The sequence below is a fragment of the Neotamlana laminarinivorans genome, from assembly GCF_020523925.1.
Taxonomy (GTDB): domain Bacteria; phylum Bacteroidota; class Bacteroidia; order Flavobacteriales; family Flavobacteriaceae; genus Neotamlana; species Neotamlana laminarinivorans.
This window is the reverse complement of sequence record NZ_JAJAPW010000001.1, coordinates 368212-384835: the sequence shown is the minus strand read 5'-3', so window position 1 is coordinate 384835 and position 16624 is coordinate 368212. Positions and strand designations below refer to the sequence as shown.

Genomic DNA, 16624 nt, shown 5'->3' with positions numbered 1-16624 from the left:
AAAGTCTCAAAACTTATGTTTTGAGACTTTTTATTTAAACTAATATTTAAAATTTGCTAATTCATAACAACATAAGTAATTTGATAATGTAACTTTACCTTTTAATAGTTTATTTTTAAATTTATGAATTTAACCATAGAAAATATACTTTTAGTAGGTTCTTTATTGCTATTTATTAGCTTAATGGCAGGTAAAACATCATATAAATTTGGTGTTCCTACACTATTGTTGTTTTTAGCCATTGGTATGCTCGCAGGGTCAGATGGCATTGGGGGCATAAATTTCGATAATCCACAAATGGCTCAATTTATTGGAATTATTTCACTTAATTTTATTTTATTTTCTGGTGGATTAGATACCAATTGGGCGGGTGTAAAACCTATCTTAAAAGAAGGTATAGTGCTATCTACTGTTGGTGTATTACTAACAGCTATTTCCCTTGGTACTTTTGTGTATTTTATTACAGATTTTACCATTTATGAAAGTATGCTTTTAGGTTCTATTGTTTCTTCTACAGATGCCGCTGCGGTATTTTCAATTTTAAGATCTAAAAACCTTGCCTTAAAAACTAATTTACGACCTACTTTAGAGCTAGAAAGCGGAAGTAACGACCCTATGGCTTACGTTTTAACCTTAGCATTTTTAACATTAGTGGTAAACCAAGACCAAAGTTTAGTGTCTATTATCCCAATGTTTTTTCAACAAATGCTTGTAGGTGGTTTAGCAGGTTTTGGTTTTGGTAAATTAAGTAAATATATAATTAACAAGATAAAGCTAGATTTTGAAGGGCTCTACCCTGTTTTAGTTATAGCTTTAATGTTTATAACATTTTCAGCAACAGATTTTGTTGGGGGCAATGGTTTTCTTGCCATTTATATTTGTGCTGTATTTTTGGGAAACCAAGATTTAATTCATAAAAAAACCATTTTAAAAATGTACGATGGTTTAGCGTGGCTAATGCAAATTGTATTATTCTTAACTCTAGGTTTACTTGTTTTCCCTAAACAAATTATTCCATACATGGGTGTTGGTTTACTTATCTCAATATTTTTAATAATTGTAGCGCGACCTGTAGGTGTTTTTTTAAGTTTAATATTTTTTAAAATGAAATTACGCAGGCGCTTTTATATTTCGTGGGTTGGTTTACGAGGTGCTGTACCTATTGTATTTGCCACTTATCCTTTACTTGCTGGAATAGATAAAGCCAACATGATTTTTAATATTGTTTTCTTTATTTCGGTAAGTTCTGTTTTAATACAAGGCACTACCCTTTCTATTGTTGCAAAATGGTTACATGTTGCCTTGCCTGAAAAAGTAAAAAAATTAACAGCTAACGATTTACTTTTAACTGAAAACCCTAAAGCACAAATGAAAGAAATTACCGTTACTGCAAATTGTTTTGCTGTAAACAAAAAAATTGTAGAGCTTGGTTTTCCTAGAAATGCTATAATAGCAATGATAATTAGAAATGATAGTTACATAACGCCAAACGGAACTACAGAAATTCAAGCAGATGATACCTTAATTGTGCTTGCTGATAAATTAGAAGTTTTTGAAGAGGTAAACAAAACACTTCAAATATAAAATTACTCAACCAAACTGCCCCACTCTTTCCAAGAGCCATCATAAACCGAAACGTTTTTATAACCTGCAATTTCTGCTCCTAGAGCTAAAACACAAGCCGTAATTCCGGACCCGCATGAAAATATTATAGAATCTTCTAGTTGCGCTACTCTGCTAAACTCTAGTTTTATAGCTTCTTTAGACTTTAAAAGTCCGTTTTCTATTAAATTAGTAAAAGGTAAATTAATCGAATTCGGGATGGTTCCAGACCGTAAACCTTCACGAGGTTCTGGCACTTCGCAATTAAATCGCCCTACCGAACGCGCATCAATAATGTTATGAGTTTTATTTTCTGAAGCGGTTTTAACGTCATTAAAAAATTGCATAAAACCGGGTTGAAGTTTAGCATCGAAATCACCAATTTTTCCAGAGTAAAGTTTTGATGGTTCTATGGGGTATTTTGACTTTAACCATTCTGGTAATCCGCCATTTAAAATAGCAACATTATTAAAGCCAAAAGCTTTAAACAAATACCAAACTCTAGCCGACGAATAAATGCCTTTATCATCATAAACTACAATGGCACTGCTAATATTTATTCCCAAATTTCTAGCTTCTTCTTGAAATTTGGTTTCTGAAGGAAATGCACTAGGAAATTCATTTGTAGTATCGCTAAACTTTTGTTTGATATCGAAAAACCTTGCAGAAGTAATTTGTGGTAAATCTGGATTAGGGATTTTAGCTATTGTACCATCTAATACAACAATATCCGTATCATTTAAATTATCATTTAACCAATTAACTGAAACTACAGGATAATTTAATTCCATAGTATTTATTTTACTTCATCGTAATGATCATCCCATTCTTTTGGTTTTGGCTCATGTATTTTTCCTAATGATTTAGCTACTAATAAAGACACTGTAGCATCGCCAGTAACATTAACTATGGTTCTGCACATATCTAAAGGTCTGTCTACAGCAAAAATTAAAGCGATACCAATTGGTAAAAATTCTGCTGGAAATCCTATAGTTTCTAAAACAATTACGAGCATTACAATACCTGCACTTGGTACAGCAGCACTTCCAATAGATGCTAAAACGGCTGTTCCAATAATCATGATTTGGTTTGGTAATGTTAAGCCTTCTACCCATAAAACTTGCATGATAAAAACAGCTGCAATGCCTTGGTATAAACTTGTGCCATCCATATTTACAGTAGAACCAATTGGTAAAACAAACCCTGACACTTCTTTATCTACACCTAAATGCTCCTCTACACGTTCCATTGTAACTGGTAAAGTGGCTGCAGAACTACTGGTTGAAAATGCTAAAAGTTGTGCGGGACTTATTTGTTTTAAGAACCAAATTGGTGATTTTTTCGCAAAAACAGCCACTAAAACTAAATAGAAACAAATCATTAAAAATAACCCAAGTAAAACACAGCCTGCATAGTACAACAGTTTTACTAAAATTTCAACATCATCAAAAGCAATAATTACATTAGCCAAAAGTGCAAAAACGGCGTAAGGAGCAAAAAGCATAATTAAATCGACCATTTTCATGACGACTTCGTTTAGCGAATCGAAAAACTTAACTAATGGCTTTGCTTTTTTCTCACCAATTAGCAGTAAACAAATACCTACAAATAAAGAAAAGAATATTACTTGAAGCATAGATGCATCTGCAAATGCTTTAAAAATATTACTTGGAAAAATATCGACTAATGCTTGCAGTGGTCCTGCATCTTTTTGTACTGCGGCTTTACTAATTTTATCGGTTACGCCTGCATCGTTAGCATATTTTAGCTTTATTTTCTCAATTGTTTCCTGGGGCATTCCATTTCCTGGTTTTACAACATTTACTATTGCTAAACCTAATAATACTGCTACAACTGTGGTTGCCATATAAATTCCTAAAGTACGAAGTCCCATGTTTCGTATTTTAGATATGTCTTTTAAATCGGCTATACCTTTTATTAATGAGGCTAGAATTAACGGAACAGCTATTAATTTTAATAGATTAATAAATATGGTTCCGAAAGGAGAAATCCAGTTGGTTACAAATTCTTTTCCACCACTAATTGAGTTCATGATAAATCCGAAAATGATTCCTAAAACCATTCCAATAATAATTTTCCAGTGTAACGCGAGTTTCTTCATGTAGTTAGTTATGAGTTATTCGCAAACAAGATAAGTATTTTTAGGCTTTTGTTGAAGAATTCGCAAACATTTTAGCCCCGATTGAAACGGCATCCTTTTTAAAACTTTGATTTGTAACCTTTTATTATTTAAACAAAAACAGGACAATTAATAAAAATTATCCTGTTTGTATATGGTGTTTTAAAAAGATATAGTTGAAAGCGGGAAAAAGCTACTAATTATGCATTTTATTAATTAAATAAAAATCTGCTAAAACTAGGGCTGCCATAGCTTCAACTATTGGTACGGCGCGTGGTACTACACATGGATCGTGACGTCCTTTACCGTGCATTTGTACAACTTTACCTTCTTTATCTATGGTTTCGTATTCTTGAATTAAAGTTGCAACTGGTTTAAATGCTACATTAAAATAAATATCCATACCATTGCTTATACCTCCTTGTATTCCGCCTGAAAAGTTTGTTTTTGTTGTGCCATCTGTATTAAATGCATCGTTGTGGTCGCTACCAAACATAGTGCTTCCATGAAAACCACTTCCGTATTCGAAACCTTTAACGGCGTTTATTGATAGCATGGCTTTACCTAACTCGGCGTGTAATTTATCGAAAACCGGTTCGCCTAAACCAACTGGTACATTTTTAATTACACAGGTTACTATACCGCCAACAGTATCGCCTTTACCGCGTACTTCTTTTATAAATGCCTCCATTTTTGTTGCCATTTCTGTGTCTGGACAACGCACAATGTTAGACTCTATGTTATTTAAATTAATATCGGTATGTGGTTTGTTTAATTTAATAGGGCCGACACCAGAAACATAAGCTTTTATTTCAATGTTTTTTAATAGTTGTTTTGCTATGGCTCCTGCCACTACTCTACAAGCTGTTTCTCGTGCAGAACTACGACCACCACCACGATAATCTCTAAAACCATATTTTTTATCGTATGTATAATCAGCATGACTTGGCCTGTAGCTATCTTTTATATGGGAATAATCGTGTGATTTTTGGTTGGTATTTTCTATAACAAAACCAATTGGTGTTCCGGTTGTTTTTCCTTCAAAAATACCTGAATGAAATTTAACTGTATCGGGTTCTTTACGCTGTGTTACAATTGCAGATTGTCCTGGTTTTCTACGGTTTAATTCGTTTTGTATAAAATCAAAATCTAATTCAATTCCAGATGGGCAACCATCTATTACACCACCAAGAGCAGCACCATGAGATTCACCGTAAGTTGTTAGGTTAAAAAGTTTTCCGAAAGAATTTCCAGCCATAATACAATTTTGCTGCTAAGGTAATTCTATTCTTAGAAATACTGAAATAAATTTGGGCTTTACATACACGAATTTAATCAATTAAGTAACACTAAATTAACAATAAACTGATATACAAATAATTATTACGTAATGGTTTAATAATATAAGAATGTGTTATTTGTAAAAACCAAGACCGTACACTCCCTTGAAAATTAAAAGAAAAGTAGAAATTGCCGTAATATCTGATGTTCACTTAGGAACATATGGCTGTCATGCCAAACATTTATTAACCTACCTTAATAGTATTGAACCTAAAAAACTTATTTTAAATGGCGATATTATTGATATTTGGCAATTTAGTAAACGTTACTTCCCTAAATCGCATTTAAAGGTTATAAAAAAGATAATGGATTTTGCTTCTGAAGGCGTAGACATTGTTTATATAACCGGTAACCACGACGAAATGCTACGTAAATTTAGCGGAACCACTATTGGCAAAATTTCTATTGTGGATAAATTAGTTTTAAATTTAGATGGTAAGAAAGCGTGGTTTTTTCATGGTGATGTTTTTGATGTTTCTATACAAAATGCTAAATGGCTTGCTAAACTAGGTGGTTGGGGTTACGATTTGCTTACATTATTAAATCGCGGCGTAAATTGGTATTTAGAAAAACGAGGAAAAGAACGTTATTCTTTAAGTAAAAAAGTTAAAAATGGTGTAAAAGGCGCTATTAAATATATTAACGATTTTGAAAAGGTAACTGCTGAAATTGCTATTGAAAATGGCTATGATTATGTGATTTGCGGGCACATACATCAACCTAAACTTGAGTTGATTGAAAATAAAAACGGGCAAACCACTTACCTAAACTCTGGAGATTGGGTAGAGAATTTTACGGCTTTAGAATACCAATTTAAACGTTGGAAAATTTACAATTTTAACAAAGATAAATTAGCTCCTTTTGTTGTTGAAAACGAAATGGATAATATGGAAATGCAAGATTTAATTGCAGCTATTACCATTGTTGAACAAGAAAAAAAGAAGAAAAAAGACAAAAAGAAAAAGAAGAAGAAAAAATTAGATAATTAAGGCTTCCTTTAAAATAGTTACAGGATGCTTTGCTATTTTTTTTGTTCCATCTTTTATTTGATGCCTACAACTTGTACCGTTTGCTGAAATTATAACCTCATCTGATGCATTTTTAACTGCCGGAAACAAAGTTTGACTGCCTATTTGCATACTTACGTTGTAATGCTCTTTTTCGTAACCAAAACTTCCAGCCATACCACAGCATCCACTTGGTATAATGGTAACTTTATAATTTGTTGGTAAATTTAATACTGCAAAACTAGATAATTGATTGGCTATTGCTTTTTGATGGCAATGTCCATGGAATTTTACAACTTTTGCTTCATTTGTAAACTGTTCTGCTTTTATATGCCCTAATAGAATTTCTTGCTGCAGAAATTCTTCAATTAAAAACGTGTTTTGGGCAATCGCTTCCGCGGAAGCGTAATAATCTGCTAATTTTAAATATTCATCTTTAAAAGTAAATATTGCTGATGGCTCAATACCTATTAAAGGTGTATCTGTAGTAATTTTATCTTTAAATAAGGCTATATTTTTGTTGGCAACACTTTTAGCTTGTTTTAATAAACCTTTTGAAATGAATGCTCTACCCGATTCAAAATTATTTAAAATTTCAACTTTATAGTTTAAAGCAGATAATAGTTGTAGTGCATCTTGACCAATTTCTGAGTCTAAAAAATTTGTAAATTCATCATTAAACAAATACACCGTTTTTATATATTTTTTTACTTCAGAATTTTTATTAAATGTTTTATAATAATTTTTTAAGGTAATATTAGAAATTAAAGGTAAACTTCGTTTTGCCTCCACACCACTTGCCTTCTTTATAATTGATGATGTGAATTTATTTGAAAACATAGCATTTGAAACCCTTGGAAATATGCTCGCATAAGTATTTAACTTATTGTTGTATGCAAACAACTTTGTGTGCAAGCTAACGCCATTTGCTTTTTGATATTGGTATTGAAACTCCGCTTTTAAACTAGCTACATCTACACTACTTGGGCATTCGCTAGCACAAGCTTTACAACTTAAACATAAATTAAAAACGTCTTTTAATTCTGGGTTATCAAATCTATTAGCTTTACTCGAATTGGTTAAAAACTCACGTAAGGCATTGGCTCTTGCTCTTGTAGTATCTTTTTCGTTACGCGTTGCCCTATAGCTTGGGCACATAACACCACCAAATTCTGGTGCTTTACGGCAATCGCCAGAACCATTGCATTTTTCGGTTTCTCGTAAAATCCCTTGCGATTTAGAGAAATCTAGAAAAGTTTCAATTTCCGGTTCTGCTCTATTTGCAACGTAACGCAAATTTTTGTCCATAGGTAAAGCATCAATAATTTTACCTGGATTAAAAATATTATCGGCATCAAAAACTTGTTTAATATGTTTTAAAATGTTGTAATTGGATTCACCAATCATTAATTTAATAAACCCCGACCTTACAATACCATCGCCGTGTTCACCACTCATTGAACCGTTGTATTTTTTCACTAAATGGGCTACATCTGTAGTTATTTTTTTAAAAAGCATTACATCTTCTGCTTTTTTTAAATTTAATACTGGTCGTAAATGTAGCTCTCCTGCTCCGGCATGGGCATAATAAATTGCTTCCTGATTGTAGCCATCCATTAATTTTGTAAAATCTGATATATAACTAGCTAAATCTGCTACAGATACAGCCGTATCCTCTATACATGCCGCAGATTTTTTATCACCAATAATATTCCCTAACAAACCTAAACCTGCACTTCTTAAATTATTAGCTTTGTTTATATTAGGCCCAACAAGTGTTGGGTACGCATAACTTAAACCAGTCTCCTCTATATCTGCAATTAATTTTTCGGCTTGTTTATTTACATCGTCTAAGCTATGAGACCTCAGCTCACACATTAAAATGGCTTTAGGATCACCTTCAATAAAATATCGGTTTTCTTGTTGGGTTTTGTTATGCTTTGTACAATCTAAAATGGTTTTATCCATCATTTCACAAGTGTACAAATTATGCTTCATGGTCATAGCAACACTGTTTAAACAGTTTTCTATGCTATTAAAATGTGCTGCTACCATAATGCTTTTTTCTGGAGGCAACACATCTAGTTTTAATGTAATTTGCGTGGTAAAAGCTAATGTACCTTCGCTACCACAAAGCAGCTTACATAAATTAAACTTTTGTGAAGATGTATTAAACACTTCAGATTTTATTAACTCATCTATAGCATAACCTGTATTTCTTCTATGAATTTCTGGTTTAGGAAAATTTTCTTGAATTTGCTTTTGTACAACATCGCTATTTAATTCTGAATAAATGGTGCGGTATATATCGCCTTCTAATGTCTTTAATTCTAGCTTTTTTTGAAATTCGTTTTTAGAAAGCTCACCAAAAACCACCTCACTTCCATCGCTTAAAATAGTATGCATTTCCAAAACTTTATCGCGAGTTACACCATATTGAATTGATGTTGTTCCAGAGGAATTATTACCAACCATTCCACCAATCATACATCTATTTGAGGTAGATGTATTGGGGCCAAAAAAGAGACCATAAGGTTTCAAATAATTATTTAAAGCATCTCTAACCACACCTGGTTGTACAGTTATTGTTTTTTCTTTTTCATTAAAATTTATAATTTTTGTGAAGTGTTTAGATACATCTACAACAATACCATCACCTACACATTGTCCAGCTAAAGATGTTCCTGCAGTACGCGGAATTAAAGATGTTCTATTCTGTTTAGCATATGCAATAAGCCATTTAATATCTTGAATATCTTTAGGGTAAGCTACAGCTTCTGGCAGAATTCTATATACAGAAGCATCGGTAGCATATATAGCTTTTAATAAATTATCGAAGTACAATTCTCCGGATAAATTTGATTTTAATTGTTTTAAAGACATGTTGTAATTTAAACTTCTTAGAGGATAAATATAAATACATTTTTAGCGTTATTATTGCAAAACCAAATTTTAAAATTTACTTAACATCTATTTTGATTAACAATTCGTAAATTACATTAAACAAAAAAAACAACTTTATGAAAAAATTATTTTTATTATCATTAACCATTTTAGGTTTTACCACTACAATAAATGCTCAAAACATTGCTGAAAACGCTATTGGTTTACGCCTTGGAGGAAGTGATGGTTTAGGCCCAGAAGTATCGTACCAACGTGCTTTGTCTGATAATAATAGACTTGAATTAGATTTAGGATGGAGAAGCGCAAGAGATTACGATGGTTTTAAACTTACAGGTTTATACCAATGGGTTTGGCCTATAGAAGGTGATTTTAACTGGTATGCCGGTGTTGGTGGTGGTTTAGCTGCTTACGATTATGATGCTCGCTATTTTAACGACCTTGATGAAGATGATGGTGAAACATTTATTTTTGCTGCTGGAAACATTGGTATTGAATATGCCTTTGATTTCCCGTTACTACTTTCATTAGATTTTAGACCAGAAATAGGTTTTGGTGATGATTTTTATGACAACAATGATTTAGATTTTGATATAGCACTTGGCGTGAGATACCAATTTTAAATAAACGCTAAATAAAACTTAAAAAGCACCCAAAATTGGGTGCTTTTCTATTTTATTCTTATCTTAATATATATGAAAATGAAATATTTAACCATTGTTGCACTAACTATAATTACATTAGTGTATGCGATAAACAAACAACATATGTTGAAAGATAAAATTATACCTGTAAGTATAAAAGAAGAAGTAGAAACTGCATTGCAATATTACCCCGAATTAGAAGATACACATATAGAATTTAAGTTTAAAAAAAATATTAAAAAATCTACAATGCAAGCACAGCCTAGGCTAAGTAGTTTTTTTAAAACAAAAGAACATCGTGAGTATGTAATTTTAATTAGTGAAACCTTTAAAATATCTGATAAGAAATTTTTAACCAAAAACATTCCGTCTGATATTTTAATAGGTTGGATTGGGCATGAACTCGGGCATATAAAAGATTACCAAAACCGAAGTACTTTAAATTTAATTGGTTTTGGTGTTAAATATCTATTTTCAGACAATCATATCGTTGAAGCTGAACGAGCTGCCGATACTTATGCCGTAAAACACGGAATGGCCAAATACATTATTAAAACCAAAAACTTTATTTTAAATAATGCAGATATAACAACAGCTTATAAAAACAGGATAAAAAAATATTATTTGTCTCCAGAAGAAATTATGGAAATTGTAGAAACTAACTAAACAACTATTCATGATAAAAATTGCAATTGTAGGTTTTGGCCCAAGAGGATTACATGCTTTAGAGCAACTATTATTGAATTTGAGTAAACATGGCTTTAAAAAAAAATTTGAAATATCAATTTTTGAAGTTAATACAGAGTTAGGAACAAGCTTTGTTTGGAATACACAACAACCTGATATAAACTTAGCAAATATTTCTAATAAACATTTGAAAGAGTTACATGGACGACCAAAAATTGAAATAAATAATATTACAATTCCTAACTTCCCTAATTATAACGAATGGAATAAAAATAATAATACCGAAAATAACATTGCAAACATTGAAACGTTCCCATCTCGTAATCACATTGGAAAATATTTAAGGGAACGTGCAAATACTTTAATAAACATCTTAAAAAATGCTGAAATTGTTACTGTAATTAATTCTTGTGTTACAGCTATAAATTTAAATGAAGACAAATTTAATGTAACCACCCAAAACACAGACTATTTTAATTTTGATGAAGTTTTGTTAACTGTAGGGCATCAACCAACTAAAATTGATGCTGATATTTTAGAGTATGAAACCCAATTACCTTCTTCTACTTTTAAATGTTTTTCTGAAACATATCCCATTAAAAATATTATAGATTCTCATGACATAAAAAAGACTGATAATGTAGCCATACGTGGGATGGGGTTAGCAATGTTAGATGCTATGAGAGCCTTAACCGTGGCAAGAGGTGGTTATTTTAAAATTGAAGACAACAATACTTTAAAATGTAACTTTTCTACGTCGCCTAAAGTACCAAAAAAAATAGTTTTATATTCACTTGATGGCTTAATAATAGCACCAAAACCACTAAATGAAACTATTGATAAATTATTTGAAATAAATGAAAAACAAGCAGACTATTTTAAAAACAAAACGCAAGCCGCAGCAAATAAATCTTTATCTGTAAACGATAACTATTTTTTAAAACAAACAATTGCAGATATTGCAACTGAAGTGTATTTAAAAATAGAAAATCGATATGCTCCTGAAATTAATGATATTGACAGTATTAAAACGTGTATTATTCATTGGTTAGATAATCAAAAACATAACCATGAATTGATTGAAAGCACAGATAATAAACCAGAATTAATTATTTCAAATTTTGTTGAAATGGCTTGTAGCCAGCGAGCTATATCTTTAGATTATTGTGTTGGGCAAGTTTGGAAACATTGCCAACCTATTTTGTATAAAACATTTTCGCATGCCGAAATATCGGAAGAAGTAATAGCTTCGGTTATTTTATTAGATGAAACATTAAAGCGATATTCCTACGGGCCTCCTGTACAAAGTATGCAACAACTTTTAGCTTTGCATAGAAGCAATATCGTGTCGTTTCAATTCTGTGATAATCCTAAAATATCAATAGAAAAAAATGAACTTATTTTCACAAAACAAACAGATTCTATAACCATTAATGTTTTAATAAATAGTGTTTTAAGCTCTCCAAAAATTAACGAGGTTACCACCTTAGCTATAAAAAACTTATTAAGGAACGATTTAATACAACCTATACACTCCAAACTAGGAATTCACACAAATATAGATGGTACTGTAATATCTAAAAACACATCTAAACCAATTAATCTATCTGTTTTAGGGAGACTTGCCAAAGGCAGTGTTGTTGGCGTAGATGCAATTTTAGAATGTTTTGGCCATAGAATTAACGATTGGGCAATTGGTGTTATAAAACGAATCTCAAATTAATTTTTCTCGATAAAATTTTCCCAAGTTTCAAATTTATCTTCACCCATTACGCGTTCCATTTTTACTTGGCCACCTTTCTTCTTGTTTTCGGCATTCCACTCATGAAACATTTCAGGATTTATAATTTTTACTTTAACACCATGCAATGCTTTACTTCTGGCTACTTTGTAGTTTTTATTAGCTTCTTTTAGTAAATTATCTAAAGCTTCTGCCACTTCATCTTCATTTAAATTTTCATTATCTGCTCCTATGTACCAAAAATGATAAAATTCGTCATCTTCTCCCCTTTTGGCACATATAGTGTACTCTGTAATTTTTGTTTTAAAATGCGCTTCTAAACCTTTCATAGCTGCATCCATTTTATTAACTGAGAGTTGAGACCCAACAGTATTTAAAAAGAATTTTGTTCTACCAGTAATTTTAATTTCTGCACGCTCAACATCAGTAAATTCAATTGTATCGCCAATTAAATAGCGCCATGCACCACTAACAGTACTAATTATTAAAACATAATCTTGATTTAATTCTACATCACTTAAAGTAACCACTGGCGCATCTTGAGATAAAGAACCGTCTGGATTTATGTATTCTGGTTTAAACGGTACAAACTCAAAGTAAATACCTTGTTCTGTATTTAATTGCATCGCATCGGTTTCTGGACGCACTTGTGTAGCCATATAACCTTCGGAAGCTAAGTAAGTATCTATAACCGTAACAGGTTTTCCCATTAAGGCATGAAAACTTTTTTCGTAAGGCCCAAAAGCAACACCACCAGAAGTATAAACGGTTAAATTGGGCCAGATTTCGTGAATGTTATTTAAATTATGATAATCTATTACTTTTTGAAGCATTAACTCAATCCAAGACGGGATACCACTTAACGCGCCAATATCCCAATCTTTAGCACGTTCTGCTATACGCTGAACGCGATCATCCCAATCGTCAATTTTGGCAATGTTTTCTCCAGGTTTGTAGTAACCTTTAAACCAAAACGGAATGTTACTTGCGCTTATTCCGCTAATTTCACCTTCAAGAAATTCATTGTTCTCTTCTAAATCGGTAGAGCTACCAAGCATCATAATTTCTTTTTCAAAAAAATCTGCTGGAAAATCGAAGTTATTTAAAGATAATACTTGTTTTATTCCTGAACTTCTAATGGCATCAACCATGTCGTCAGTTACAGGAATACGTTTACTAGTTTTTCCTGTGGTACCAGAACTTAAGGCAAAATATGATAACTCTCCGGGCCAAGTTACATCGGTTTCACCTTCATGTAATTTATGCCACCATGCATCGTTAATTTGGTCATAATCGAAATAAGGAACAGCATCAGCGAAAGCTTTCTCTATATTATCAGCATTTAAAATAGCTTCAAAATTATAGTGTTTACCAAACTGTGTATTTTTTGCTTTATTTAATAAATCTTTTAAAACCGTTTGTTGAGCTTCAATATGATTTACTTCTGAAGAAAAAACGCCTTGTAAATCTATTATTCCTTTAATTATACTACCTAATATTGCCATTTATATTTTTTCTTTTAATTTACATAAATTGGCAATCAACGAGAGTTTAATAAATGTTAAATATATGCTTATTTTTTGTTAAACACATAGGTGTAAATCCACATTAACGTAAATGTTGGTATAACATCAAAACCTGGTAAAGCCTCTTCAACTACAGAAATTAAACCTGCTATTTTTCCTGGTTTACCTTTGTAAAGCTTCGTCATTAACCAACCAGAAACTGGTGCCCAAATAATATCAGAAAATTCGCCAACTCCAGGGATTACAAACGATACATAACCCAGAGCATCTAGAACTAGGCCTATTAATAGTTTTTTGTATTTATCTTTCATTTAATAAAATTTAATAACATACTATAAACAAGAAGTGTACCGTTTTAAACAATTATTTTCCAATGAGTTTTAAAAACTCGTTTCGTGTTTCAATTTTTTCGAATTGACCACGAAAACCAGAAGTTGTGGTTGTTGAGTTTTGTTTTTGTACTCCGCGCATCATCATACACATATGGGCAGCTTCAATTACCACTGCTACACCTTGAGGTTGTAAAGTATCGTTAATACAATCTAGAATTTGCTCGGTTAAACGTTCTTGTACTTGTAAACGTCGTGCAAAAACATCAACAATTCTTGGTAATTTACTAAGCCCAACAATATGGCCATTTGGTATATATGCAATATGTGCTTTTCCAAAAAAAGGTAAAATATGGTGCTCGCATAAAGAATATAGCTCAATATCTTTTACAATAACCATTTCGTTATAAGACTCCTTAAACATGGCGCCTTTTAATATTTCTACTGGGTCTTGGTCGTAGCCTTGAGTTAAAAATTGCATAGCTTTAGCCGCACGTTCTGGGGTTTTTAATAAGCCTTCGCGCTGTGTGTCTTCTCCTAAATCATTTATTATATGCTTGTAACGGGTTTTAACATCATCGGTTACTTGCATATTGTATTCTTCAAACTTGTTGTATGGCATTATTGTTTTTTTAATAAAAATAAGTATAAATACAGTGTTAATAAAATATTAGTTTGCAGAAAACATTAAATTTAAAAGAAAAGTGTACTATAATTGTGCAAAACCCCATAAAGTAGTAATTTCACGCTTATTATTTTTGATTAATGATTGAAGCTAAAAACATTCATAAATATTACTCCGATTTACACGTACTAAAAGGTGTAGATTTAAGTATTAAGCAAGGTGAAATTATATCTATAGTTGGTGCTTCTGGCGCAGGAAAAACAACATTATTACAAATTTTAGGCACTCTAGATAAAGCCTCGGATAATGCAAATTATCAACTTAAAATAAACAATAACCTTGTTAATAAACTTAACGATAAAGCGCTTGCCAAATTTAGAAACGAAAATATTGGTTTTATTTTTCAATTTCACCAACTATTACCCGAATTTACAGCTTTAGAAAATGTTTGTTTACCTGCATTTATTAAAGGTACTAATAAAGAGAGTGCCGAAAAAAGAGCCAAAGAACTTTTAGATTTTTTAGGATTATCAGAACGTTATAATCATAAGCCCAATGCACTTTCAGGAGGTGAGCAACAACGTGTGGCTGTGGCTAGAGCATTAATTAACAATCCGGCTCTTATTTTTGCTGATGAACCTTCAGGTAATTTAGATAGCGAATCGGCCGAAAACTTACACAATTTATTTTTTAAACTTCGAGACGAATTTGGACAAACATTTGTTATTGTAACACATAATAGCGAATTGGCAGATATGGCTGACAGAAAACTTACCATGGTAGATGGAAAAATAATTTAATTAAACATAACACATATTTTTGTTTAAAATTTTTGTATTTTAGTTGAACACAAAACCTTAACGATGCAGCTAACTAGTATTCCAAAGAATGAGACCGAAAGACTTTTAGCTGTGAAGAGCTACAAGTTAGATAGAAGCCAATACGACCAAAATTTTAATATAATTACAAACTTAGCTTGTTCTATAACTAACATGCCTAATGCTTTAATTTCTATTGTAGAAGAAGATGAAGTTTGGTTTAAATCTGCTAAAGGCATGACAATTTGTAGCTCGGAAAGAAATTTATCCTTCTGTAGTTACGCTATTGCAAATGATGAAGATGTTTATGTTGTTGAAAACACTAAGAAAAATTTAAAATTTATAAATCATCCTTATGTTAAGGCAAGCAGCAAGCCTATTGTTTTTTACGCAGGTGTTTGTTTGATAGATCAAAATAATCATAAATTAGGTACTTTATGTGTTATAGACCATAAAGAAAATCATCTTAACGACGATCAAATCAAAAACTTAAAATTACTTGGTAAACAAGTTGTTAAACTCATTGAACTTAATAAAAGTAACCATAAGCTTAAACAAGCTAAACGCAAACTGATTAAAAAAAATAAAATGCTAAAAGGTTTTGCGTCTCAAGTGGCACACGACATGAAAATGCCTTTGGCTAACATGATTTTAACTACAGATATATTAAAAAAGAAATACAATAAAAGTATTGACGAAAAAGGCACAAACTATTTAAATAATATTAAAGATGCTTCGTTATCGTTAAGTAGCTATATAAACAACCTCCTTAATTATTACGAAAACAGTAGCATTGATAAAAAAAATGTGGAATGCTTTTCTTTTAATCAATTATTAGAAGAAGTAATTGATATTTTAAATATTAAAGTTAATTGTAGAATTAATTTACCAGAAAAAGATTTTGATATTGTTACAAACCGTGCTGCTTTAGAGCTTATTTTACTTAATTTAATTACTAACAGTTTAAAATATAACGACAAGCCCGAAACTGTAATCGATGTGTTTTTAGATACCGAAGATGAAAAACATAATTACATTTCTGTTACAGATAACGGAATTGGAATTCCTGAAGAGAAGCAAAAGAAAATTTTTAAACTATTTTCCACAGTTGAAGAAACCGATCGTTTTGGGCAACGCGGCCATGGTATTGGATTATCTACTGTAAAAAAACTTGTGTCAAAATTAGGTGGAAATATAAACGTTAAATCTAAACAAGGTGAAGGTTGTACTTTTAAATTTTCAATAAAAAAATAAGGGCTTGTA

General features: G+C 31.5%; 14 protein-coding genes. 7 read left to right on the top strand and 7 right to left on the bottom strand.

The genetic code is table 11. The features are described from left to right. Nucleotides 1-123 precede the first annotated feature (123 nt). Nucleotides 124-1584 carry a potassium/proton antiporter gene (locus tag LG649_RS01770; RefSeq protein ID WP_226540281.1) on the top strand — a complete coding sequence of 487 codons (1461 nt, stop codon included), beginning with the start codon at nt 124-126 and terminating at the stop codon, nt 1582-1584. 2 nt (nt 1585-1586) lie between these two features. On the opposite strand, the gene LG649_RS01765 is transcribed toward LG649_RS01770, so the two are convergent. The 3 genes from LG649_RS01765 to aroC all read right to left on the bottom strand — a co-directional run bounded on the left by LG649_RS01765 (nt 1587) and on the right by aroC (nt 5000). Further along, nucleotides 1587-2393 carry a sulfurtransferase gene (locus LG649_RS01765; protein ID WP_226540280.1) on the bottom strand — a complete coding sequence of 269 codons (807 nt, stop codon included), beginning with the start codon at nt 2391-2393 and terminating at the stop codon, nt 1587-1589. A gap of 5 nt (nt 2394-2398) precedes the next feature. Then, nucleotides 2399-3724 (bottom strand): dicarboxylate/amino acid:cation symporter, encoded by a 1326-nt coding sequence (locus LG649_RS01760; RefSeq protein WP_226540279.1) that lies wholly within the window; start codon nt 3722-3724, stop codon nt 2399-2401. A 214-nt stretch (nt 3725-3938) separates the two neighbouring features. After that, on the bottom strand, nt 3939-5000 hold the full coding sequence (gene aroC, locus LG649_RS01755) for a chorismate synthase (RefSeq protein WP_226540277.1): 1062 nt from the start codon (nt 4998-5000) through the stop codon (nt 3939-3941). A gap of 187 nt (nt 5001-5187) precedes the next feature. On the opposite strand from aroC, the gene LG649_RS01750 reads away from it, so the two are divergent. Further along, nucleotides 5188-6072, top strand: coding sequence for a UDP-2,3-diacylglucosamine diphosphatase (locus LG649_RS01750; RefSeq protein ID WP_226540276.1), 885 nt, complete (start codon nt 5188-5190; stop codon nt 6070-6072). Here LG649_RS01750 and LG649_RS01745 read toward each other — a convergent pair. Then, nucleotides 6061-8973 carry an FAD-binding and (Fe-S)-binding domain-containing protein gene (locus LG649_RS01745; protein WP_226540274.1) on the bottom strand — a complete coding sequence of 971 codons (2913 nt, stop codon included), beginning with the start codon at nt 8971-8973 and terminating at the stop codon, nt 6061-6063. The genes LG649_RS01750 and LG649_RS01745 overlap by 12 nt on opposite strands. Before the next feature lie 137 nt (nt 8974-9110). Here LG649_RS01745 and LG649_RS01740 point away from each other — a divergent pair, with 137 nt between their 5' ends. From LG649_RS01740 to LG649_RS01730, 3 genes are all read left to right on the top strand, one after another. Then, the gene (locus LG649_RS01740; RefSeq protein ID WP_226540272.1) at nt 9111-9614 is read left to right on the top strand and encodes an outer membrane protein; all 504 of its coding nucleotides are present in this window, start codon (nt 9111-9113) and stop codon (nt 9612-9614) included. A gap of 78 nt (nt 9615-9692) precedes the next feature. Further along, nucleotides 9693-10301 (top strand): hypothetical protein, encoded by a 609-nt coding sequence (locus LG649_RS01735; protein WP_394371886.1) that lies wholly within the window; start codon nt 9693-9695, stop codon nt 10299-10301. Nucleotides 10302-10311: 10 nt separating this feature from the next. After that, nucleotides 10312-12045 carry an FAD/NAD(P)-binding protein gene (locus LG649_RS01730; protein ID WP_226540270.1) on the top strand — a complete coding sequence of 578 codons (1734 nt, stop codon included), beginning with the start codon at nt 10312-10314 and terminating at the stop codon, nt 12043-12045. Here the strand turns inward: LG649_RS01730 and LG649_RS01725 are convergent. From LG649_RS01725 to folE, 3 genes are all read right to left on the bottom strand, one after another. After that, a complete protein-coding gene (locus LG649_RS01725; RefSeq protein ID WP_226540268.1) occupies nt 12042-13568 on the bottom strand; it encodes a GH3 family domain-containing protein in 1527 nt (508 codons plus the stop codon). The two genes, LG649_RS01730 and LG649_RS01725, sit on opposite strands and share 4 nt — an antisense overlap. A 68-nt stretch (nt 13569-13636) precedes the next feature. Then, the gene (locus LG649_RS01720) at nt 13637-13900 is read right to left on the bottom strand and encodes a hypothetical protein (protein ID WP_226540266.1); all 264 of its coding nucleotides are present in this window, start codon (nt 13898-13900) and stop codon (nt 13637-13639) included. 52 nt (nt 13901-13952) lie between these two features. After that, complete coding sequence (gene folE, locus LG649_RS01715; protein WP_226540264.1) at nt 13953-14540, bottom strand: GTP cyclohydrolase I FolE; 588 nt, start codon at nt 14538-14540, stop codon at nt 13953-13955. Nucleotides 14541-14683: 143 nt separating this feature from the next. On the opposite strand from folE, the gene LG649_RS01710 reads away from it, so the two are divergent. After that, a complete protein-coding gene (locus LG649_RS01710; RefSeq protein WP_226540262.1) occupies nt 14684-15343 on the top strand; it encodes an ABC transporter ATP-binding protein in 660 nt (219 codons plus the stop codon). A 63-nt stretch (nt 15344-15406) separates the two neighbouring features. Further along, on the top strand, nt 15407-16615 hold the full coding sequence (locus LG649_RS01705; RefSeq protein ID WP_226540260.1) for a GAF domain-containing sensor histidine kinase: 1209 nt from the start codon (nt 15407-15409) through the stop codon (nt 16613-16615). The last annotated feature ends 9 nt before the right edge of the window (nt 16616-16624 follow it).

Excerpts from the sequence above, each read along its gene's own strand:
- LG649_RS01770 (WP_226540281.1), top strand. The coding sequence starts at position 124 with ATGAATTTAACCATAGAAAATATACTTTTAGTAGGTTCTTTATTGCTA.
- LG649_RS01765 (WP_226540280.1), bottom strand. The coding sequence starts at position 2,393 with ATGGAATTAAATTATCCTGTAGTTTCAGTTAATTGGTTAAATGATAAT.
- LG649_RS01760 (WP_226540279.1), bottom strand. The coding sequence starts at position 3,724 with ATGAAGAAACTCGCGTTACACTGGAAAATTATTATTGGAATGGTTTTA.
- aroC (WP_226540277.1), bottom strand. The coding sequence starts at position 5,000 with ATGGCTGGAAATTCTTTCGGAAAACTTTTTAACCTAACAACTTACGGT.
- LG649_RS01745 (WP_226540274.1), bottom strand. The coding sequence starts at position 8,973 with ATGTCTTTAAAACAATTAAAATCAAATTTATCCGGAGAATTGTACTTC.
- LG649_RS01740 (WP_226540272.1), top strand. The coding sequence starts at position 9,111 with ATGAAAAAATTATTTTTATTATCATTAACCATTTTAGGTTTTACCACT.
- LG649_RS01735 (WP_394371886.1), top strand. The coding sequence starts at position 9,693 with ATGAAATATTTAACCATTGTTGCACTAACTATAATTACATTAGTGTAT.
- LG649_RS01730 (WP_226540270.1), top strand. The coding sequence starts at position 10,312 with ATGATAAAAATTGCAATTGTAGGTTTTGGCCCAAGAGGATTACATGCT.
- LG649_RS01725 (WP_226540268.1), bottom strand. The coding sequence starts at position 13,568 with ATGGCAATATTAGGTAGTATAATTAAAGGAATAATAGATTTACAAGGC.
- LG649_RS01720 (WP_226540266.1), bottom strand. The coding sequence starts at position 13,900 with ATGAAAGATAAATACAAAAAACTATTAATAGGCCTAGTTCTAGATGCT.
- folE (WP_226540264.1), bottom strand. The coding sequence starts at position 14,540 with ATGCCATACAACAAGTTTGAAGAATACAATATGCAAGTAACCGATGAT.
- LG649_RS01710 (WP_226540262.1), top strand. The coding sequence starts at position 14,684 with ATGATTGAAGCTAAAAACATTCATAAATATTACTCCGATTTACACGTA.
- LG649_RS01705 (WP_226540260.1), top strand. The coding sequence starts at position 15,407 with ATGCAGCTAACTAGTATTCCAAAGAATGAGACCGAAAGACTTTTAGCT.